At 64.1% G+C, this 18,481-nt stretch carries 22 protein-coding genes; 13 read left to right on the top strand and 9 right to left on the bottom strand.

Annotated elements, in window-relative coordinates:
* Positions 1-23: 23 nt before the first annotated feature.
* Entirely contained in the window at positions 24-884 is an 861-nt protein-coding gene (gene panB / locus ACO06O_RS18540) for a 3-methyl-2-oxobutanoate hydroxymethyltransferase (protein WP_421883209.1), read from the bottom strand.
* A gap of 146 nt (positions 885-1,030) precedes the next feature.
* Here panB and ACO06O_RS18545 point away from each other — a divergent pair, with 146 nt between their 5' ends.
* Both ACO06O_RS18545 and ACO06O_RS18550 read left to right on the top strand, forming a co-directional pair.
* A complete protein-coding gene (locus tag ACO06O_RS18545; RefSeq protein WP_421883212.1) occupies positions 1,031-1,696 on the top strand; it encodes a GntR family transcriptional regulator in 666 nt (221 codons plus the stop codon).
* A 38-nt stretch (positions 1,697-1,734) separates the two neighbouring features.
* Positions 1,735-2,127 (top strand): GFA family protein, encoded by a 393-nt coding sequence (locus tag ACO06O_RS18550; RefSeq protein ID WP_421883215.1) that lies wholly within the window; start codon positions 1,735-1,737, stop codon positions 2,125-2,127.
* Between the two features lie 204 nt (positions 2,128-2,331).
* On the opposite strand, the gene ACO06O_RS18555 is transcribed toward ACO06O_RS18550, so the two are convergent.
* From ACO06O_RS18555 to ACO06O_RS18565, 3 genes are all read right to left on the bottom strand, one after another.
* Positions 2,332-3,564 carry an ATP-binding protein gene (locus ACO06O_RS18555; protein ID WP_421883218.1) on the bottom strand — a complete coding sequence of 411 codons (1,233 nt, stop codon included), beginning with the start codon at positions 3,562-3,564 and terminating at the stop codon, positions 2,332-2,334.
* Positions 3,565-3,761: 197 nt separating this feature from the next.
* Positions 3,762-4,034, bottom strand: a complete 273-nt coding sequence (locus tag ACO06O_RS18560) for a hypothetical protein (protein WP_421883221.1) — start codon at positions 4,032-4,034, stop codon at positions 3,762-3,764.
* A 107-nt stretch (positions 4,035-4,141) separates the two neighbouring features.
* Positions 4,142-4,876 (bottom strand): NnrU family protein, encoded by a 735-nt coding sequence (locus tag ACO06O_RS18565; RefSeq protein WP_421883223.1) that lies wholly within the window; start codon positions 4,874-4,876, stop codon positions 4,142-4,144.
* Positions 4,877-4,919: 43 nt separating this feature from the next.
* Between ACO06O_RS18565 and ACO06O_RS18570 the strand changes: the two genes are divergently transcribed.
* The 4 genes from ACO06O_RS18570 to ACO06O_RS18585 are packed head-to-tail and all read left to right on the top strand — an operon-like array spanning position 4,920 to position 6,885.
* Positions 4,920-5,210, top strand: a complete 291-nt coding sequence (locus ACO06O_RS18570; protein ID WP_420419050.1) for a hypothetical protein — start codon at positions 4,920-4,922, stop codon at positions 5,208-5,210.
* Between the two features lie 14 nt (positions 5,211-5,224).
* On the top strand, positions 5,225-5,539 hold the full coding sequence (locus ACO06O_RS18575) for a DUF3253 domain-containing protein (protein WP_421883226.1): 315 nt from the start codon (positions 5,225-5,227) through the stop codon (positions 5,537-5,539).
* Positions 5,540-5,554: 15 nt separating this feature from the next.
* On the top strand, positions 5,555-6,457 hold the full coding sequence (locus ACO06O_RS18580; protein WP_421883229.1) for a DMT family transporter: 903 nt from the start codon (positions 5,555-5,557) through the stop codon (positions 6,455-6,457).
* Entirely contained in the window at positions 6,454-6,885 is a 432-nt protein-coding gene (locus tag ACO06O_RS18585) for a MarR family winged helix-turn-helix transcriptional regulator (protein ID WP_421883232.1), read from the top strand. Before ACO06O_RS18580 ends, ACO06O_RS18585 begins: the two co-directional genes overlap by 4 nt.
* 6 nt (positions 6,886-6,891) lie before the next feature.
* Here the strand turns inward: ACO06O_RS18585 and ACO06O_RS18590 are convergent, their stop codons facing one another.
* The 4 genes from ACO06O_RS18590 to ACO06O_RS18605 form a co-directional block, all read right to left on the bottom strand.
* The gene (locus ACO06O_RS18590) at positions 6,892-7,869 is read right to left on the bottom strand and encodes an HpcH/HpaI aldolase/citrate lyase family protein (protein WP_420419054.1); all 978 of its coding nucleotides are present in this window, start codon (positions 7,867-7,869) and stop codon (positions 6,892-6,894) included.
* Between the two features lie 135 nt (positions 7,870-8,004).
* Positions 8,005-8,916 (bottom strand): site-specific tyrosine recombinase XerD, encoded by a 912-nt coding sequence (locus ACO06O_RS18595; protein ID WP_421883235.1) that lies wholly within the window; start codon positions 8,914-8,916, stop codon positions 8,005-8,007.
* A gap of 17 nt (positions 8,917-8,933) precedes the next feature.
* A complete protein-coding gene (locus ACO06O_RS18600) occupies positions 8,934-10,712 on the bottom strand; it encodes a hypothetical protein (RefSeq protein ID WP_421883238.1) in 1,779 nt (592 codons plus the stop codon).
* Entirely contained in the window at positions 10,690-10,833 is a 144-nt protein-coding gene (locus ACO06O_RS18605; protein ID WP_420419057.1) for a hypothetical protein, read from the bottom strand. The genes ACO06O_RS18600 and ACO06O_RS18605 overlap by 23 nt, the downstream gene beginning before the upstream one ends.
* Positions 10,834-10,985: 152 nt before the next feature.
* Between ACO06O_RS18605 and ACO06O_RS18610 the strand changes: the two genes are divergently transcribed.
* Genes ACO06O_RS18610 through ACO06O_RS18625 form a run of 4 tightly spaced genes read left to right on the top strand, consistent with a single transcriptional unit; the run spans position 10,986 to position 14,545 of the window.
* Entirely contained in the window at positions 10,986-11,558 is a 573-nt protein-coding gene (locus ACO06O_RS18610; protein WP_421883242.1) for a shikimate kinase, read from the top strand.
* On the top strand, positions 11,555-12,667 hold the full coding sequence (gene aroB / locus ACO06O_RS18615) for a 3-dehydroquinate synthase (RefSeq protein ID WP_421883245.1): 1,113 nt from the start codon (positions 11,555-11,557) through the stop codon (positions 12,665-12,667). Before ACO06O_RS18610 ends, aroB begins: the two co-directional genes overlap by 4 nt.
* The gene (locus tag ACO06O_RS18620) at positions 12,664-13,953 is read left to right on the top strand and encodes an HlyC/CorC family transporter (RefSeq protein WP_421883248.1); all 1,290 of its coding nucleotides are present in this window, start codon (positions 12,664-12,666) and stop codon (positions 13,951-13,953) included. The genes aroB and ACO06O_RS18620 overlap by 4 nt, the downstream gene beginning before the upstream one ends.
* Positions 13,954-13,966: 13 nt before the next feature.
* Complete coding sequence (locus tag ACO06O_RS18625) at positions 13,967-14,545, top strand: DUF2889 domain-containing protein (protein ID WP_420419061.1); 579 nt, start codon at positions 13,967-13,969, stop codon at positions 14,543-14,545.
* A gap of 5 nt (positions 14,546-14,550) precedes the next feature.
* On the opposite strand, the gene ACO06O_RS18630 is transcribed toward ACO06O_RS18625, so the two are convergent.
* Positions 14,551-14,823, bottom strand: coding sequence for a BolA family protein (locus tag ACO06O_RS18630; protein ID WP_421883253.1), 273 nt, complete (start codon positions 14,821-14,823; stop codon positions 14,551-14,553).
* A gap of 105 nt (positions 14,824-14,928) precedes the next feature.
* On the opposite strand from ACO06O_RS18630, the gene ACO06O_RS18635 reads away from it, so the two are divergent.
* From ACO06O_RS18635 to cobT, 3 genes are read left to right on the top strand one after another with little or no spacing between them, the layout of a single operon-like run.
* Entirely contained in the window at positions 14,929-15,501 is a 573-nt protein-coding gene (locus ACO06O_RS18635) for a J domain-containing protein (RefSeq protein ID WP_421883256.1), read from the top strand.
* A gap of 51 nt (positions 15,502-15,552) precedes the next feature.
* The gene (gene cobS / locus ACO06O_RS18640; protein ID WP_420419064.1) at positions 15,553-16,554 is read left to right on the top strand and encodes a cobaltochelatase subunit CobS; all 1,002 of its coding nucleotides are present in this window, start codon (positions 15,553-15,555) and stop codon (positions 16,552-16,554) included.
* 14 nt (positions 16,555-16,568) lie between these two features.
* Positions 16,569-18,476, top strand: a complete 1,908-nt coding sequence (cobT, locus tag ACO06O_RS18645; RefSeq protein WP_421883259.1) for a cobaltochelatase subunit CobT — start codon at positions 16,569-16,571, stop codon at positions 18,474-18,476.
* Positions 18,477-18,481: the final 5 nt, after the last annotated feature.

Below are 18,481 nucleotides of genomic sequence, written 5' to 3' on the forward strand. Positions count from 1 at the left end.
GGCTTCCTTGTCCGGTCCGCCGGTCACATCTGACGGCGGCGTTCGACCAGGGTGAGGAACTTCTCGTATTCCTCCTCGGCCACGCCATAGCTGTGGTCATCGTCCGGGAAACTGCCGGATTTGACGTCGCGGACATAGGCGGACAGGCCCGCTACGGCGACTTCGGTCAGATTCGCGTACCGTTTGGTGAATTTCGGTTTGAAATCCGTGAAGACCCCCAGCAGGTCATAGGACAGAAGTATCTGCCCGTCCGTGCCGGCGCCTGCTCCGATCCCGATGGTCGGAATCTCAAGCTGTTCAGAGATGACCGCGGCGATCTTGGCCGGCACCGCCTCGAATTCCAGCATGAAACAGCCGGCATCCTGGATCGCGAAGGCGTCTTCCAGGATCTTCAGCGCGGCCTCAGCCGTCTTGCCCTGGATCTTGAAACCGCCGAAAACCGCGATCGTATGCGGCGTCAGACCGATATGCGACGCGGTTGGAATGCCCGCATCGACCAGCGCCTTCAGGATATGCGCCTGCGACTTGCCGCCTTGCGGCTTCACGGCGTCGCTGTCCGCGTCCTGCATGAAGCGTGTGGCGTTCTTCAGGGCGGATTCGACCGTGTGATAGCTCTGATAGGGCATGCAGCCCAGGACGAATGTGTTCGGCGCGCCCCGGCGCACGGCCTGGGCATGCATCACCATCATGTCCATCGTGGCCGGAATGGTGCTTTTGTGACCATGGGCGATCATGGCCAGGCTGTCCCCGACCACGCAGACATCGACCCCGGCGGCTTCCGCCCATTGCGCCGATGTGTAGTCGGGCACCGATGTGTAGACCATCTTTTCGCCGGATGTCTTGGATTCGCGGATCTCAGTTATCGTCCGCTTCTTGCGTTCCACGACGCCAACCTCCCCTTTAACATATTTATTATGTGTACTTAGTCGACTACTGACATATCAATTGAAGGTCATGTGTCGACACGTTGTCAAGAGGCATGACGTGTTGCACATTCAAGCCCCTGAAAGACGACTGGAACAAATTGCCAATGGTTGCAGGACTGCCCCCATCGCTGACCGACAAGGCCTATGCCGAGTTGGAAGAACGCATTGTCACCCTGGAGCTCAAGCCGGGACAGGTCCTGTCCGAGAACGCGCTGGCGGCGTCTTTGGGTATCGGGCGGACGCCAATCCGCGAAGCGTTGCAGCGTTTGGCCCGCGAAGGGTTGATTGTGATCCTGCCGCGCCGCGGCGTCATGGTGTCCGAAATCAATGTCCGCAGTCAGTTGGAATTGCTGCGCGTCCGCCGGGAGTTGGAACGGCTGATGGCCAAACTCGCCTCCAAGCGGGCCTCTGCCGATGAACGGACTCTATTCGTCAACCTCGCGGAGGAGATGCGCGATTGCGCCGACCGAAGCGACGATGTCGGTTTCATGCGCCTTGATCGCGACATGAACCTCATGGTCTCCCGGGCCTGCCGGAACGAATATGCCCAGCGCGCGATGGGGCTGACCCACGGTCTGTCCCGTCGGTTCTGGTACATGCATTACAAGGAAGTCTTGGATCTGCCGCGCTGCGCGACCTTGCACGCCACCTTGGCGCAGGCGATCGGCGAGGGCGAAACCGAAGGTGCGATGCAGGCATCCGACAATCTGCTGGACTATATCGAATCCTTCACCCGCGCCGCTCTGGATGTGCCATTGAATATCGCCTGACCTTCCGCGATCGTCATCGAACGGGCAGGAGATGGATCATGAAAACAGTCAACGGCGGGTGCCAATGCGGGAAGGTCCGGTTAGTCGCCCAGGGAGATCCCTTTCGGGTCGGCCTGTGCCATTGCATGGATTGTCGCAAGCACCACGGAGCCCTGTTTCACGCATCGGCGATCTTTCCCGGGGATGCCGTGACCGTCACGGGGGAAACCCGCGACTATCGGGGTCGTCATTTCTGCCCGCAATGCGGCTCGTCCGTCTTTTCGTGCAGCGGGGACGAGATCGAGGTTCATCTGGGCGCGCTGGACGAGCCCGACCGCTTCGTTCCGACTTACGAGTTGTGGACCGTGAGGCGGGAATCCTGGCTTCCGGCCATCGAAAATATGAAGCGGTATCCCCGGGACCGGGACGAAACGAACCGGTCGGAGGACTGACCCGCCCCGCCCTACGGCACAGAAACCGGCCTCGAACGGCTGGTCGACGGCGACCCACCGGAAGTCTGGATCTGAATTCCAGGTTTATCGCGATCTGGGAATGACCACCCGGGTTCCGAGGGTTCGGCGATTGTCTGTTGCGGGGGATTCGAACGCCACGGCGCTGACCTGGCCGGCGGCTAATCCCGGCACCGGCTTCGGACTTTACCCAACGGAGTGACGCAAGACTTCCTGATGCGTCGCGGGAATGGTGAACGTGAAGGTCGTCCCCTCGCCGACTTTGGATTCAACGTGAATCCGACCGCCATTCTTTTCGACCAAGTCCTTGCACATCAGCAGGCCCAGTCCCGTCCCTGTCTCGCCGCTGGTGCCGGTGGTTTTGACGTTGCCGGAAATACTGAAGCATTTGGCGACCTGATCAGGCGTCATGCCGACTCCGTCGTCCCGGATCGACACCGTGATCGCGCCATTTACCTGTTCGGCCTTCAAGCGGACGGTACCCCCCGTCTTGGTGAACTTCACGGCGTTGTTCACCAAGTTGCGGATGACCGTCTCAATCATGCCGGGATCGCAGAACGCTTCCGCTTGCTGGACATCGAATTCCAGCTCGATGCCTTTGCGGTGAGCGATGTTCTCATAGACCTTCATCGTATCTTCGGTCAGGTCCGAAAGCGACGCCTGACACGGCTCGAAATCGACATGGTCCATTTGCAGCCGTGCCCATTCCAGCAGCGTCTGCATCAGTTTGAAGACATTGCTGGCGGCCAGATGCGCCGCTTCGGCATAATGTTTGACCTGATCCGGCGACAGCCTGTCCGCCGTCGCGGCCAGCAATTCCGCATAGCCCAGGATCGAATTGAACGGACTGCGGAGATCATGGGCGACGATTGAGAACAACCGGTTCTTCTCGGAGTTCAGCCGCTCCAGAGTATCCTTCGATAACTGCAGATCTTCTGCCATCTCGACCAATTGCGAGGATTGCTCATCAATCCGTTCCTGCTCGTCCCGAAGATCGAGAAGCTGACGAATCAGACCCTCTCGCTCGTCGCGATAGCGCATCGCCTCCGCTTTGCGCTCGATTGCGCCGGCGATCAGATGGGGGACGATGAACGGAAAATGGCCGTCCGCATCGACCACGGTCATTGCGCCCAGCGCGCGCAAGGCACGGCGGTCGCCGACATTGCGACCGCTCAGAACCGGCACGACACGGGTCTTCAGACCGGCTTGGGCCAGATCGCCGAGAATGGCGCTGGCGGTCGCGACGGTTCCGCCGATAAAGCAAAGATCGTGATTTGTGACAGCAATGGCCTCCAGCGCGTCATCCGGAGTCGCCGCCGTTTCGACTTGAATCTCGATGGAATCGTCCAGACCCAGGGCCGGAAGCGACCAGTCGACATCGGGGATGCTGCCGACAACGATGACACTGATGCTGCTCATCAAAGGATTCGAAACCTATCCTGCGTCGGTTCTTGACCGGACAAAAGGGTCTACCGCTCCCGACGCCCGGTTATCCCCTGCATTCCGGTTCCGCCGAAACACCGGTTCCCGCCCAGCGCCAGAACACCCGGACAATGAGTACGGAATAAGTCTTAAATTCGTATTAAGCGTGACAAATCAAGTATGTCCAGGCCCTGTCAGGAGCCGGCAGCCAGTCCGAAGTAACCAACCAGGAACGCACCGAGCCCAACGACGAGGACAACGGTGAAGACTGTCGCCAAGCTGAATCCGGACGATTTTGGCTTCGTGGCTTGAGCCGGTGCGGCGGACAATTTTTCAATTTCCTGCTGGACGCTCTGAATCCGCTGAGCAAGTTTGATCGCCGCCGCATCCCGTTGATCGGGCAACGATCGGTGCATTGTGTTCAGCCGGTCCAGCTCCTGTTGCGCCTCGGCGATAGAGCGGGCCATGGTTTCCTCCCCCGTGGGTGTTTCCCCCCGTATTAACCATGGCCGTGGTATCATCGATTCGTCATATTGTCCAAAGCCTTGGACGGAAAACAGGTGGGGTATTGGTATTACCAGCCGAGCGGAACGCCGGTGAACCATCCATGGGCGTAGATCAGCACCACATACAACACCAACCCCAGCACCACCCGCCAGATTCCGATGCCGGACCAGTCGATTCGTGTCCGGCCCTGTATCGCGGCCAGGAATGGCACCACGCCCGTGGTCAGGGCAATCGGCCCCCATTTCGCACCGAGGGACTGACGGCGGCGCTGATCGATATGGGCGATCCCGCCGAGGCTCAGGACCGCCAATCCACCGAACAGGATCACTGAAGCCGCGTCGCCATTCGGTGCCATATGGGCGAAACAGGCCAGCGTGACACCGACCAGCATCGGATGGCGCGTGACGGTCACTATTCCTTGCTGCGGCCGGGGGTCGCTGGCCAGAGCCTCCCCGCCGGCGGCGGTCGGGCTGCGCGTCGTAACCGCGCAGACGATCAGGACCAGGGCGAAGGGCATGACCACGACCGGTACCATGTTCAGCGCCGGAACATGCGGCCAGAGCAGAATGTTGTCCATTCGCGCCGCGCCGTAGGACATCACCACCCAGACAAGGAAAATCACAGCCACCGCCGAAAAGGCGGCGCCGAATCCGCCTTCGCCCAGCCGCGCCACAAGTGCCCTTCGAATCCCGTCGCCGGTCAGGGCGAAATGGCTGCCGACGAAAACCGCGACCGCCAGCAGCAATGTCATCAGGCTATCCGTCATGTCCGCAATATGGACAAGGGCGGGCGCGCCGTCCATAGTCCGCCATCCATCCCGCAACCCCGCCGCAGATGGGAACGACATGGGCCTTTCCGACATTGCGCGTCGGCTGTTTCTGGGCTCCCTGCAGCCATCGACCGAAACCTTCCAACGGCAGATCCTCAACTATCTGCACGGTAATGGAGAAACGGATGCGGCGATGCTTTACGCCCGGATCGGCATCGATCCCGACGAGAAGGGCCAGCGATATGCGATTGATCAGGCCGCGCAGATTCTGGTCAATCGCGGCGAGATCACGGCCCGCCGCGACGGCCGACGGGTCGACCCGATCAACGCGGAAGGGCGATACCGCCTGAAACTGCGGACCGAATAGAAGGAAGTATGAAGGTGAGTGACGACAATACGAATGACCTGCCACCGAAGGACCCGGCGCCGCTGGACCCGGTGGCGACGGTCATCCTGGATCAGCTCGCGGCCCTGCCGGCGGATAAATCCGCCGCGCCGGACGACATCGCCCGCGCCTACGCGGAAATACGGCGCAAACCCAGTGACGGCCGCGACCTTTACAAGCGCTATCGCCGCGCGGTGAAGGAGCAGGCGATTTTTCTGGCCCGCATCGGGCGGATCGAAATCACGCGCCGGGGCGAACCGGTCGATCCGGATGATTTCAAGGGCGTCTGGCGTATGCGGTTGAAACGGTAGATCGGGTAGAGGTTCATGCGTATCGGGTGGCAAGTTTTGTTGTTGGGTTTGGCGTTCTGCACGCTTTGGAGTTCCGCGTTTACGGTCGGCAAGTTTGCCGTTCAGGTGGCGCCGCCACTCTGGTTCCTGACCATCCGCTTCGGCCTGGCCTTTCTGGTCATGTGGCTGGTGCTGCTGGTGATGCGACGCGGCCTTCCGGCGCGCGGCCCGGACCGATGGACGGGGATCTGGCTGGGCATTTTGAACAATGCGGCCTATCTCGGCCTGGCCTTTATCGCCTTCACGATGACCTCGTCCAGCATGGTGGCGCTGATCGCCAGCCTGATGCCGCTGGTGACGACCGCCCTGGCGTGGCCTGTCCTGGGCGAGAAATTGACGCCGCTAAAGGTGCTGGGCCTGATTTTCGGCACGGCCGGGGCTTGGTTTATCCTGTGGCACCGTCTGGGCGGTGACCTTCAGATCGACGATCCTTTCGGTCTCGGTATCGCGACCATCGGCATGATTTGTCTGGCCTGCGGTACCGTGCTTTACAAGAAACGCGGCAGTCATGCCGATCCGTTGGCGATGAACGCGGTCCAGGCGCTGTCCGCATCGGTCGTGCTGTTGCCGGCGGCGATCCTTCTGGAAGGCCACATTCCCGACATCGAATGGGGCTGGACCTTCGTCTGGACCCAGGCCTATTCGGCGATCGTCATGACTTTCGGCGCGCTGCTGCTGTGGTTTGCGCTGATCCGCAAGGCCGGGGCGGGCTCGGCCAGCGCCTTCCATTTCCTCAATCCCGGAATCGCGATGTTGATCGCCTGGCTGGCGCTGAGCGAGCCGGTCGGGGCGACCGACATCATCGGTCTGATCCCCGTTGCCATCGGCATTCTGATGGTCAACTGGCCGGCCCGGAAACCGGCGGTGGAGATCGCATGACGGACAAGTCTGCCCCCGATTATCGCGTCGAACGTCAGATCGGTCATTTGCTGCGCCGGGCCCATCAGCGGGCGAGCGCGATCTTCCAGGAAACCCTGGAGGATCCAAACCTGACGCCGACGCAGTTCGCGGCCCTGATGCGGCTGTGCGACGACGGGGCGATGTCCCAGAACCATCTGGGCCGACTGACGGCGATGGATCCGGCGACGATCCAGGGTGTCATGCGGCGTCTGGAGGAACGGGGCCTGGTACAGCGCGCGCCGGACCCGAAGGACCGGCGCCGCACCATTCTGTCTCCGACCGAGGAAGGCCGGGAGTTGGCCAAGAAGCTGATCCCCAGCGCCAAGGCGGTTTCCGCCCGGACGCTGAGCCCGCTGACGCCGGACGAGCAGAAGATCTTGACCGAACTGCTCGACCGGCTGGGTTGACCGGGATCAGCGGTTGGCGATCACCTCGGCCTTGGCCACCAGGTTTTCCGCCTGCTTGATCGACGCAATGTCGATCAGACGGCCGTCCAGCGACACCGCGCCCTTACCTTCCTTCTGAGCCTGGGCCATGGCTTCCAGAATGCGTTTCGCTTTCGTCACGTCAGCGTCGGAGGGCGAGAACAGTTCGTTTGCCAGCGCGACCTGGCTGGGATGGATCGCCCATTTGCCTTCGCAGCCCAGCACACCGGCGCGGTTCGCCTGCGCCTTGTAGCCGTCCGGATCGGAGAAGTCGCCGAACGGACCGTCGACCGGACGCAGCCCGTTGGCGCGGGCGGCGACGACCATTCGGCTGATCGCGTAATGCCACATATCGCCCCAGTGGTAGTCGCGCGGGGCGTCGCCGTCCTTGTCGGTCAGGACACCGTAATCCGGGTGCGGCCCGCCGATGACCGTCGTCCGCGCCTTGGTCGACGCCGCATAGTCGGCCACGCCGAAATGCAGGCTTTCATTGCGCGGCGAGGCGGCGGCGCAGGCATCGACATTGGCCATGCCCAGCGCGGTTTCGATGATCAGTTCGAACCCGATGCGCTTCTTGCGCTTCACCGCCGCTTCGACCTGGGTGACCAACATGTCGACGGCATAGACATCCGACGCGGTGCCGACCTTCGGGATCATGATCAGGTCCAGCCGTTCGCCGCCCTGTTCGATGATGTCGACCACGTCGCGATACATGTAATGCGTATCCAGACCGTTGATCCGGACCGACATGGTCTTGTCGCCCCAGTCGATGTCGTTGAGCGCCTGAATGATGTTCTTGCGCGCCTGCTCCTTTTCATCCGGCGCGACGGCGTCTTCGCAATCCAGGAAGATGACGTCGACATCCGACTGCGCGGCCTTTTCGAACAATTCCGTACGGCTGCCCGGAACGGCCAGTTCACTGCGGTTCAGGCGCGGCGTGGCCTGTTCGACGATGTGGAAACTCATGGGTCTGCTCTCCCGGTCTGATGGGCGGTTTAAATCCGTAATGCGGAATTAATTCCATACCACGGAAAATTCAAGCCCGATATCGCATGGACGAGGTCGGGCGGCACTGCCGGGACGCCCCGTCATAACACCGGTTCAGTCGCGGGATCGTTTCGCCAGCGGATGTTTTTCCGACACCAGCGACGCCAAACGCTCGTTCAGGACATGGGTATAGATCTGCGTTGTCGAGATATCGGCATGGCCCAGCATCTGCTGCACGGCGCGCAAATCCGCGCCATGGGCGACAAGATGTCCGGCAAAGGCATGGCGCAGGACATGTGGGCTGACCTTCGCCGGGTCCAGTCCTGCCTTCAGCGCCAGTTCCTTCAACATCTGCCCGAAACGCTGACGGGTCAGATGACCTTCCTGGGACCGGCTGGGAAACAGAAAAGGGCTTTCCGCCCCCTCGCCCGGCAGGAAGACCTTGCGCCAGTCACGATAGAGACGCAACGCGTCGCGCGCCGGGGCAGAGAGCGGCACCAGGCGTTCCTTGCCGCCCTTGCCGCGCACCGTCAGAAAGGGTTCCTCCCGCCGCGCGGCGGACAGCGGCAGGGTGACCAGTTCGCTGACCCGCAGCCCGGTGGCATAGAGCACTTCCAGAAGACAGGTCAGCCGCACCCCCTCGGGACCGGGCTCGGCCCGGGCGGCTTCCAACAGGATATCGACCTCCGCCTCGGTCAGGACTTTCGGCAAGGGACGGCCGCGGCGCGGGGCATCGACATTCGCCGTCGCATCGCGGTCGGCGAAGCCTTCGGCATAGAGAAACCGGTGGAACTGCCGCAGCGCAGACAGTTTGCGCGCCGCCGTCGACGCCTTCATCCCGTCCGCCGCAAGGCCGGACAGATAGGCGGACACGTCTTCCGACGCGGCCTGGCCCGGGGCGGTGCCCCGGCGGCTGAGGAAGCCCGCGTAATCCTGCAAGTCGCGGCGATAGGCCAGAATCGTGTTGCGGGCCGCCCCGCGCTCCACGACCAGCATTTCCAGAAACGCCTCGATATGCCGCGACATGGCCGCTTCGCCGCCGGTCAGTCGGGCGACCGGGGCTCCGGCGCAGCCAGAACCGCAGCCTCGACAGCCAGTCTGCGGGCGTCACGCTGCAGACCGGCCCGGCGCAAGGACCGTACCACGGCGGTCACGGTGGACGGCGAGAGTTCCGGGGCCGGGGCCGACGCCAGGGCAGCAATGCTTAGGGCCGCGGTTTCGCCGCTGCGCCCTGCGCTGGCAGCCTGATCCAGAAGATCCAGCGTTAGGGCGGACGCGCCCGGCCGGTCCTCGGCCGCCGCCGCCATGGCGGCTGCACGCAGTTCGGCCTCGCCGGCGACCGCTTCCGCGCCTGTGGACGCGGCGATCAGCGCCTGCAGGAAAGCCAGGTGCGTCCGGCCGCGATCGGCATCGCGTGCACCGGAGACGACAGCCTCTTCCCAGCCTTGCCGCGACCGGCCCAACGCGGTTCCGGTCTCGCCCGTCAGCATTGCCAGATGCCACAGTCTCGCGTCCGATTCCGCTGCCGCCGTGTCCGTCAGGGCGGCGTTACGCAGCAAGGCATGCCAAGCACGGGCGCGGTCGATATGCCCGGTGCGATAGAACAGGCGCGCGGCGTCTTCGGCGAACCACAAAAGATCGGCGCTGGGCGGAATGTCCAGGGCGGGACCGGCGAAGACCGGCGCCACGGCCAGCCCGACACCGTCCGCCGCCGCCCGGTCGAGGGCCGTCGCGACCGCTTCGGCGCGCAGGGCCGGGATCTCCCAGCGCAAAAGAACCTGATACAAAAGCGCCCGTCCGCCGGCCGGACTGATTTGGTCCAGCACTTCCAGCGGGGTATCCAGGGCGGATTCCTTGAATTTCTCGGCCAGGTACTTGTCGGCCAGATCGCCGGGCGGCAACAGCCCGCGCAGGGCCGCAACCTCGGCCGCCGCCAGATCGTCGCTGCGCCGCGCCGCCAGGAGGGCGATGTTGGGATCACGCAGATCGCCGGGCACGGGCGCATCGGCGAACCGCAACATCGCATAATGCAGCGGCCCGACAGCGGTCAGGCCGCCGACTTCGGGCGCCAGATCCAGCGTAATGCTGTCCATCAGCATGAAATACAGCGGATCGTCTTCGCCCATATCCAGCAAGGTCTGCGCCGCCAGGGAAGCCTGATCCTTCTGACCCGCGACCGCCTGGCAGAAGGCGAGAAGCTTTGCCCAGAACGGCGACGCATCGCGTGTGGCGGCCTGCACCGCCGTCGCGCAAGCGCCGGGCAGGTCGAATGCCGCCAATTGCGCGCCGGCAAGGGCCGCCTGCCCCTGCGGATCGCGCAGCGCATCCGCGCCGGTTTGCGCCAGGGTTGCCGCATCCGCCGAGAAACCCAGCCGTGCCAGGGCGGCAACGCGTGCGCGCAACACCGAAACCGGCGGATCGCTGTCGGCGGGCGGCAGCGAAGCCGCGGTCAGAAGCAGACGCCGCGACAGGCTTCGGGCCGCCGGATAGTCGCCGGCCGCCGGCAGCCCATCGATCAGCGCCGCGACCGTCGCGCGGGACAATCCGGTCCACAAGGTCGCGGGAAGCGCCTCCGACGGATCGACGACGGCGCCCACAGCTTCCGCGTCGACACTGTCCAGGCTTTCGACCGACATGCCTTCGGGCGCGCTCGGCTGGGCCGGGGCGGGCGTCGGGCTCGCAGTGGGTTCTGTCTCCAACGGCGGGAACAATTGAACCTGCGCCTGGGCAACGCCTCCGCCCGCCGCACCGACCCAAAGGGCGGCGGCAATCAGAAGCAGGGATACCGGTGGCGTCACGTCACGATTTGGGGAAACGGGCATCGTCCAATTCTCGTTCAACCGGCGCGGTCGGGGCCGGGATATCGTAAGCGATCAGATAGATCGCGCCGCCGACCAGGGCAGCGAAGATTAGGCCGATCAGAAACAAAACGACTTTTCCCACCGTTCCTCCTAGATTTGCAGGCAGTTGGACGCGAGTGTTCGGCAATGCAGCGCAGGCTTTACCCTATTCGCCGACTATGGCAATTCTGCGACCAGGATAAAAGGCGCGAAACCGCGCCGCGAACGGATTCGAGGCGGGGCGGTCGGCGCCCCATGACACACGGTATGGCAAAAGTCACCTCTGCCCCGCCGGTCGCGATCGAGCGCACGATCGTTCTGGTTGGCATGATGGGCGCGGGCAAGTCGGCGGTCGGCCGGCAATTGGCCCAGCGCCTGAAGCTGCCATTCTATGACGCCGATCACGAAATCGAGCGCGCCGCCGATTGTTCGATCGCCGAAATTTTTCGGCAATATGGCGAGGCCTATTTCCGCGCCGGCGAACGGCGCGTCATCGCCCGCCTGCTGGAGGAAGGGCCTTGCGTCCTGGCCACCGGCGGCGGGGCATTCATGGACCCTGAAACCCGCGCCATGATGAAGGACCGAACGCTGACCGTCTGGCTGAACGCCGAATTCGATGTTCTGTGGGAGCGCGTCAGCCGCCGCAGTCACCGTCCCCTGCTGAAGACCGAGGACCCCAAGGGCACCTTGCGTCAGTTGATGACCGATCGCTATCCGGTCTATGCCGAGGCCGATGTCACCGTCCTGTCCGACCGCGCGCCGAAGGAGGAGACCGCCGAACGGGTGCTCCACGCGGTCGCCGATCACCTGGAAAGCCAACCGCAATGACCCGCGCCACCGTGCCTGTCGCCCTGGGCGACCGTTCCTACGACATTCATATCGGGCCCACGGTTCTGGCAGAGGCCGGCGCGTTGATGGCCCCGCTTCTGCGCCGCAAGCACACGATCATCGTCACCGACGAGACGGTCGCGGGCCTGCATCTGGAAACCCTGACAGCGTCGTTGGACCGGGCCGGGATCGGTCATGAGGCAATCGTCCTGCCGCCGGGCGAGGGCACAAAGAGCGTCGATCAGCTCTCGGCCCTGCTGGACCGGATTTTCGCCATCGGGATCGAACGGGGGTCGACATTGACCGCGCTGGGCGGCGGCGTGATCGGCGATCTGGTCGGGTTTGCGGCCGCCATCGCCCTGCGCGGCATCGATTTCATTCAGATCCCCACGACCCTGCTGGCGCAGGTCGACAGTTCCGTCGGCGGCAAGACCGGGATCAATGTCGCGGCCGGCAAGAACCTGGTCGGCGCCTTCCACCAGCCGCGGCTGGTCCTGGCCGATACGACGGTCCTGGACACCCTACCGGTCCGGGAGCTGCGCGCGGGCTATGCCGAGATCGTCAAATACGGCGCGATCGACGATTTTCCCTTCTTCGAATGGCTGGAAACCCATGGCGCCGATCTGCTGGACGGCGATGTCGCCGCCCGCATTCATGCGGTCAAGGTGAGCTGCGAAGCCAAGGCCCGCATCGTCGCCGAGGACGAGCGCGAATCCGGCCGGCGCGCGCTGCTGAATTTCGGCCATACTTTCGGTCATGCGCTTGAATCCGCCACCGGGTACGGCAGCCGCCTGCTGCATGGCGAGGGCGTATCGATCGGCATGGTCATGGCCTTCGACCTGTCGGCGCGCCTCGGCCTGTGCGATGGCCAGGACGCCGCCCGCTTCGCCCGCCATCTGGGCGAGCTGGGCCTGCCCACCGGCCCGTCCTCCGTCCCCGGTGTCGCCTGGAGCGCGCGGGATCTGGTCGGGCGCATGGCCACGGACAAGAAGGTCAAGGACGGCAAGCTGACCTTCATCCTGGCACGCGGCATCGGGTCTGCCTTTCAGACCCAGGATGTCGACCCCGCCGACCTGACGGCCGTTTTGGAAGAGGCGATCGCGGCATGAGCGAATCCGAATATTACGCCATCGGCGCGATTTTCCTGCTGCTGGTCCTGTCCTTTTTCTTTTCCGGGTCGGAGACCGCGCTGACCGCGACCTCGCGATCGCGCATGCATCAGCAGGCGAAGAATGGGGAGGGGCGCGCGACGACCGTGCTGCGCCTGCTGGAACGCAAGGACCGGCTGATCGGGGCGATCCTGCTCGGCAACAATATGGTCAACATCCTGGCCTCCGCCCTGGCGACCTCCGTCCTGGTCAGCCTGTTCGGCGAGGCCGGCGTCGCCTATGCCACGATCGTCATGACCCTGTTGGTCCTGATCTTCGCGGAGGTCCTGCCGAAAACCTATGCACTCGTGCATACCGACGCGGTGGCTTTGGCCGTAGCGCCGATCATGCGCTGGATCGTCTTCATCTTCGCGCCCGTCACATCCGCCGTTCAGATCGTCGTGCGGGCGACGCTGAGACCCTTTGGCGTCGATCTGTCGACGTCGATCAGCGTCGAACAGCACGAAGAGGAGCTGCGCGGGGCCATCGACCTGCATGAAGGCGCGGACCCGGATATCCGGCACGAGCGCGAGATGCTGCGTTCGATCCTCGACCTCGACGATGTGGAAGTCAGCGACATCATGACCCACCGCCGCCAGGTCGCGATGATCGATCTGGGCGATGCGGTGCCGGATTGCGTCGAACAGGTGCTGGGCAGTCCCTATACCCGCATCCCGGTCTATCGGTCGGACCCGGACGACATTTCCGGCGTGCTGCATGCCAAGGCGCTGTTGCGCGAAATCCACGCGCGCGGCGGCAAGCTGGACGATCTGGACCTGGCGGCCCTGGCGACGCCGCCCTGGTTCATCCCGGATTCGACGACGCTGCTGGACCAGCTTCAGGCCTTCCGGGAGCGCCGGGAGCATTTCGCCATCGTCGTCGACGAATACGGCGCCTTCATGGGCATCGTGACCTTGGAGGACATTCTGGAGGAAATCGTCGGCAATATCGACGACGAGACCGACATCGCCGTCCCCGGCGTCAAATCGCAGCAGGATGGCAGCTTCCTCGTCGACGGCGACGTCACCCTGCGCACCCTGGCGCGCGACCTGGAATGGAACCTGCCGGACGAGAACGCCGCGACCATCGCGGGGCTGGTCCTGCACGAAGCGCGGCTGATCCCGGAACCGGGTCAGATCTTCCTGTTCCACGGTTTCCGCTTCGAGGTGCTGCGCCGCCAGCGCAACCAGATCACCTCGTTGCGGGTAACGCCGCCGCGCGAGCCGGAACCCGGCGAGACCGAGTAAGGAGCCCTGCCGCATGCCGTTGAGCGATCCTGGCGTCGAACGCCGCCATTACCACACCCGCGACATCCAGGTCCGGGGCTATTTCCGCGCCGACGGTCTGTGGGATATCGAAGGGCATATGCGCGACACCAAGACCTATGCCTTCGAAAACAGCCATCGCGGCGAGGTCGCGGCGGGCGAGCCGGTGCACGACATGTGGCTGCGCATCACCATCGACGACACGATGCTGATCCACGGCGCGGAGGCGGCCACGGAATCCAGCCCCTACGACGTCTGCCACGCGATCACGCCGTCCTATGAACAATTGATCGGCCTGCGCATCGGTCCCGGATTCCACCGCGCGGTGAAACTTCGGCTGGGCGGCAAGTCGGGCTGTACCCATCTGACCGAGCTGCTCTATCCGATGGCGACGGTCTGCTATCAGACCGCCTACGCCTCGCGGAACAAGGCGCGCCGGGATTTCGGCCTGCCGGTCGAGGAAGAGCCGCAAAGCCGCGACAAGCGCCCCGGCCATATCGACGCCTGCCACGCCATGCGCGCCGACGGTCCGGTCGTGAAAGAGGTCTGGCCGCAGTATTACGAGGGCAATTGACCCGCCTAGTCCCCGGGCACCGACAGTTTCAGGGCCAGGGCATGCACCGGCCCGGACAACTCATCCGCCAGAACGGCATAGACCTTGCGCTGCCGGTCGACGCGGGTGGTCCCGCGAAAGGCTTCCGACGCCATCGTCACCGTGAAATGCGAGGTGCCGGTGCCGGGCGATCCGGCATGGCCTGCATGGCGGTGGGAATCGTTTTCGATGACCAGCGCCGCCGGGTCGAAAGCCGCGCGCAGCTTGCGTTCCATCTCGCGTTCGACATCCGTCATCATTGTTTCAACAACCTTTCGCAGGTGGGAGGGCCGTCATCCTTGTCCGGGCCCGACGTCATCCCCATAGTGGGAATCCTCAGACCGTTTGACAATGACCGGACCGCAATGGGACGCACCGCCACCAGAGACCCGAGGGATCACGCAGCCGCACCGCGACTCTGCGCCCATCCGGAATGCCTGGAGGAAGGCCTGCATCCGGCGCCGAAATCGCGCGACCGGCTGCGCGACTATTTCTGGTTCTGCAAGCAGCACGCCCGCGAGTACAACGCCGCCTGGGATTACTGCCGAGGCCTGGGCCAGTCCGATATCGACAGGATCATCCGCCAAGACACGGTCTGGGGCCGGCCGACCTGGCCCCTGGGCATGCAGCGCATGGCCGGTCAAGGCGGCGAGTTCCGGATGAAGGACGGCACCGGTTTCTTTTCCGAGGACGACACCAAGGCCGAACCGCCGCCGGACGACAGCCCCATCGGCACCGAACTTTGGGCCATGCGGGCGCTGGACCTTGCGCCGCCGCTCACCTTGACCGGCCTAAAGGCGCGCTATAAGGAATTGGCCAAGCTTCTTCATCCGGATGTCAACGGGGGCGATTCCGAGGCGGAGGAGCGGCTGAAGCGGATCAACCTGGCCTATGCGACGTTGCGCGCTAACTTCACGTCCAAAGCCGAGGCATCCTGATCACGGATCGACGCAGACCGAGTAACCCGAACGTACGAAAGCCAGCCTGACATGACGAAGAACAGTGCCGCCGGAAAGGGCGTGGACGCCCTGGACGCGCCGGATATCGAAGTTTCCGTGCGCCAGACTTTTGGTTTGGACAGCGACATGAAAGTCCCCGGTTTCTCCGACCGCACCGAACATGTGCCGGATGTCGACGACACCTATGTCTTCGACCGCGAGACGACGATGGCGATTCTGGCAGGTTTCGCCCATAACCGCCGCGTCATGATCCAGGGCTATCACGGCACCGGGAAATCAACCCATATCGAACAAGTCGCGGCGCGCCTGAACTGGCCTTGCGTGCGCGTCAATCTGGACAGCCATATCAGCCGTATCGATTTGATCGGCAAGGACGCGATCGTCCTGAAGGACGGCATGCAGGTCACGGAATTCCGCGAAGGCATCCTGCCCTGGGCGCTGCAGAACCCGGTCGCGATCTGTTTCGACGAGTACGACGCGGGCCGTCCGGACGTCATGTTCGTGATTCAGCGCGTGCTGGAAATCGAAGGCAAGCTGACCCTGCTGGACCAGTCGAAGGTCATCCGCCCGCACAAGCATTTCCGCCTGTTCGCGACGGCCAACACGGTCGGCCTGGGCGATACGTCGGGCCTGTATCACGGCACACAGCAGATCAACCAGGGCCAGATGGACCGCTGGTCGATCGTCACCACGCTGAATTATCTGCCGCATGACGAGGAAGTCCGCATCGTCCTGGCCAAATGCCCGGATTTCGACACGGACGAGAAGCGCAAAGTGGTCTCCGCCATGGTGCATTGCGCCGACATGACGCGGACCGGCTTCATCGGCGGCGACATCTCGACCGTCATGAGCCCGCGCACCGTGCTGACCTGGGCCGAGAACGCCCGCATCTTCAACGATGTCGGCTTCGCCTTCCGGGTTACCTTCCTGAACAAGTGCGACGAGACCGAACGCCCCGCCATCGCAGAGTATTACCAGCGCTGCTTCGGCGAGGAGCTGCCGGATTCCACCGCCGCAATTCAGGTCCACTGACCGGAGGCAGGGCCATGTCCTCAGCCGATCGGGAAGGGCCGCTGGAAGCGTTCAAGCGGGCCAATGCCGCCTGTTTCCGGGCCGTCGCCAAACGCCCGGATATCGAGGTCGCCTATGGCGCAGACCCGGCCCACATGACCGGGGAACGGGCGCGTCTGCCTTTCCCGGCGCGCCACCTGCCGGCTGAGGAGGTCGCCCAGGTCCGCGGCGAGGGCGATCACCTGGCCTGCCGCCTGCGCCACCATGACGCCAAGAAGCACGCCGCCCACCGTCCGGCCGGAGAGGTCGCGCCGATGCTGTTCGACGCTCTGGAATCCGCCCGGATCGAGGCGGTCGGCGGCAAGGATCGGGCCGGGCTTCGCGCCAATATGGCCGCCGCCCTGGAACAGCGGTACCGCCGCATGGGCTTCCACCGGATCGAGGACAAGACCGAAAGCGCCCTGCCGGAAGTGGTGCGCCTGCTGGCGCGCGAGCATCTGACCGGCGAGGCGCCGCCCGTGGCCGCCCGCAACGCCGTCGAACAATGGCGTGGCCAGATCGCCCCGAAAATCGCCGAAGCCCTGCGCGAACTGGCGCCGTTGCTGAACGATCAGGACGCCTATGGCGAGGCCGCCCGCCGCCTGATCCGGGCGATGGATATCGATGTCGGCAGCGACGACGTGCCGGACAGCGCGGAGGACGGCGAGAGCGACGACGATCAGGAACAGTCCGACAATCAGGCCCAGGGCCAAAACGAGGAACAGGGCGGCGAAGACAATGCCGCCCAGGCCGAGGGCGCGTCCGATTCCGCCATGGGCGAAGGCGAGGACGACGATCAGGGCGATTTCGCCGACGAGGACATGTCCGGCGAGATGATGCAGGCGCCCGGCGCGGAACAGCCCGGCGATTCCGGCAAGCGCTGGCGTCCGGAAAACGACCTGTCGAACGTCCCGAAGGAAAAATTCTACAAGGCCTATGTCGAAAGCTTCGACGAGGTCGTCGGCGCCGAGGACCTGTGCGACGCCGAGGAACTGACCCGGCTGCGCACCATGTTGGATCAGCAGCTGACCCATATCCAGGGCATTATCGGCAAGCTGGCGAACCGCCTGCAGCGCCGCCTGATGGCGCAGCAGCAGCGGTCATGGGAATTCGACCTGGAAGAGGGCATCCTGGACACCGCGCGGATCGACCGCGTCGTGACCAACCCGACCCACCCCCTGTCCTTCAAGCTGGAACAGGATACCCAGTTCCGGGATACCGTCGTCACCCTGCTGATCGACAATTCGGGCTCCATGCGCGGCCGGCCGATCTCCATCGCCGCCATGTCCGCCGACATTCTGGCACGCACCCTGGAACGCTGCGGCGTGCGGGTCGAGATTCTCGGCTTCACGACCCGCGCCTGGAAAGGCGGGCAGGCGCGCGAACAATGGCTGGCCGACGGCAAGCCCGCCAATCCCGGCCGCCTGAACGATCTGCGCCATATCGTCTACAAGCCGGCGGACCTGCCCTATCGCCGCGCGCGCCGCAATCTGGGCCTGATGCTGCGCGAAGGGCTGCTGAAGGAGAATATCGACGGCGAGGCGCTGATGTGGGCGCACCAGCGCCTGCTGGGCCGGCCGGAGGAACGCCGCATCCTGATGGTGATTTCCGACGGCGCACCGGTCGACGATTCCACCCTGTCGGTGAATCCGGGCAATTATCTGGAACGCCATCTGCGCGACGTGATCGACTATATCGAAACCAAATCGCCGGTCGAAGTCGTCGCCATCGGCATCGGCCACGACGTCACCCGCTACTACCGCCGCGCCGTCACCATTGTCGATGTCGATCAATTGGGCGGCACGATGATGGAACAGCTCGCCGATCTTTTCGAAGACGAAACGAGTCTGCCGCGCGGGCGACGGAACAGCGCCAAGCTGGAACCAATCCGGGCCCGGCGCTGAATCTC

This window comes from Pacificispira sp. (genome assembly GCF_965228185.1).
GTDB lineage: Bacteria > Pseudomonadota > Alphaproteobacteria > UBA8366 > Aestuariispiraceae > Pacificispira.

Excerpts from the sequence above, each read along its gene's own strand:
- ACO06O_RS18545 (WP_421883212.1), top strand. The coding sequence starts at position 1,031 with ATGGTTGCAGGACTGCCCCCATCGCTGACCGACAAGGCCTATGCCGAG.
- ACO06O_RS18550 (WP_421883215.1), top strand. The coding sequence starts at position 1,735 with ATGAAAACAGTCAACGGCGGGTGCCAATGCGGGAAGGTCCGGTTAGTC.
- ACO06O_RS18555 (WP_421883218.1), bottom strand. The coding sequence starts at position 3,564 with ATGAGCAGCATCAGTGTCATCGTTGTCGGCAGCATCCCCGATGTCGAC.
- ACO06O_RS18560 (WP_421883221.1), bottom strand. The coding sequence starts at position 4,034 with ATGGCCCGCTCTATCGCCGAGGCGCAACAGGAGCTGGACCGGCTGAAC.
- ACO06O_RS18565 (WP_421883223.1), bottom strand. The coding sequence starts at position 4,876 with ATGGACGGCGCGCCCGCCCTTGTCCATATTGCGGACATGACGGATAGC.
- ACO06O_RS18570 (WP_420419050.1), top strand. The coding sequence starts at position 4,920 with ATGGGCCTTTCCGACATTGCGCGTCGGCTGTTTCTGGGCTCCCTGCAG.
- ACO06O_RS18580 (WP_421883229.1), top strand. The coding sequence starts at position 5,555 with ATGCGTATCGGGTGGCAAGTTTTGTTGTTGGGTTTGGCGTTCTGCACG.
- ACO06O_RS18585 (WP_421883232.1), top strand. The coding sequence starts at position 6,454 with ATGACGGACAAGTCTGCCCCCGATTATCGCGTCGAACGTCAGATCGGT.
- ACO06O_RS18590 (WP_420419054.1), bottom strand. The coding sequence starts at position 7,869 with ATGAGTTTCCACATCGTCGAACAGGCCACGCCGCGCCTGAACCGCAGT.
- ACO06O_RS18595 (WP_421883235.1), bottom strand. The coding sequence starts at position 8,916 with ATGTCGCGGCATATCGAGGCGTTTCTGGAAATGCTGGTCGTGGAGCGC.
- ACO06O_RS18600 (WP_421883238.1), bottom strand. The coding sequence starts at position 10,712 with ATGCCCGTTTCCCCAAATCGTGACGTGACGCCACCGGTATCCCTGCTT.
- ACO06O_RS18610 (WP_421883242.1), top strand. The coding sequence starts at position 10,986 with ATGACACACGGTATGGCAAAAGTCACCTCTGCCCCGCCGGTCGCGATC.
- aroB (WP_421883245.1), top strand. The coding sequence starts at position 11,555 with ATGACCCGCGCCACCGTGCCTGTCGCCCTGGGCGACCGTTCCTACGAC.
- ACO06O_RS18620 (WP_421883248.1), top strand. The coding sequence starts at position 12,664 with ATGAGCGAATCCGAATATTACGCCATCGGCGCGATTTTCCTGCTGCTG.
- ACO06O_RS18625 (WP_420419061.1), top strand. The coding sequence starts at position 13,967 with ATGCCGTTGAGCGATCCTGGCGTCGAACGCCGCCATTACCACACCCGC.
- ACO06O_RS18630 (WP_421883253.1), bottom strand. The coding sequence starts at position 14,823 with ATGATGACGGATGTCGAACGCGAGATGGAACGCAAGCTGCGCGCGGCT.
- ACO06O_RS18635 (WP_421883256.1), top strand. The coding sequence starts at position 14,929 with ATGGGACGCACCGCCACCAGAGACCCGAGGGATCACGCAGCCGCACCG.
- cobS (WP_420419064.1), top strand. The coding sequence starts at position 15,553 with ATGACGAAGAACAGTGCCGCCGGAAAGGGCGTGGACGCCCTGGACGCG.
- cobT (WP_421883259.1), top strand. The coding sequence starts at position 16,569 with ATGTCCTCAGCCGATCGGGAAGGGCCGCTGGAAGCGTTCAAGCGGGCC.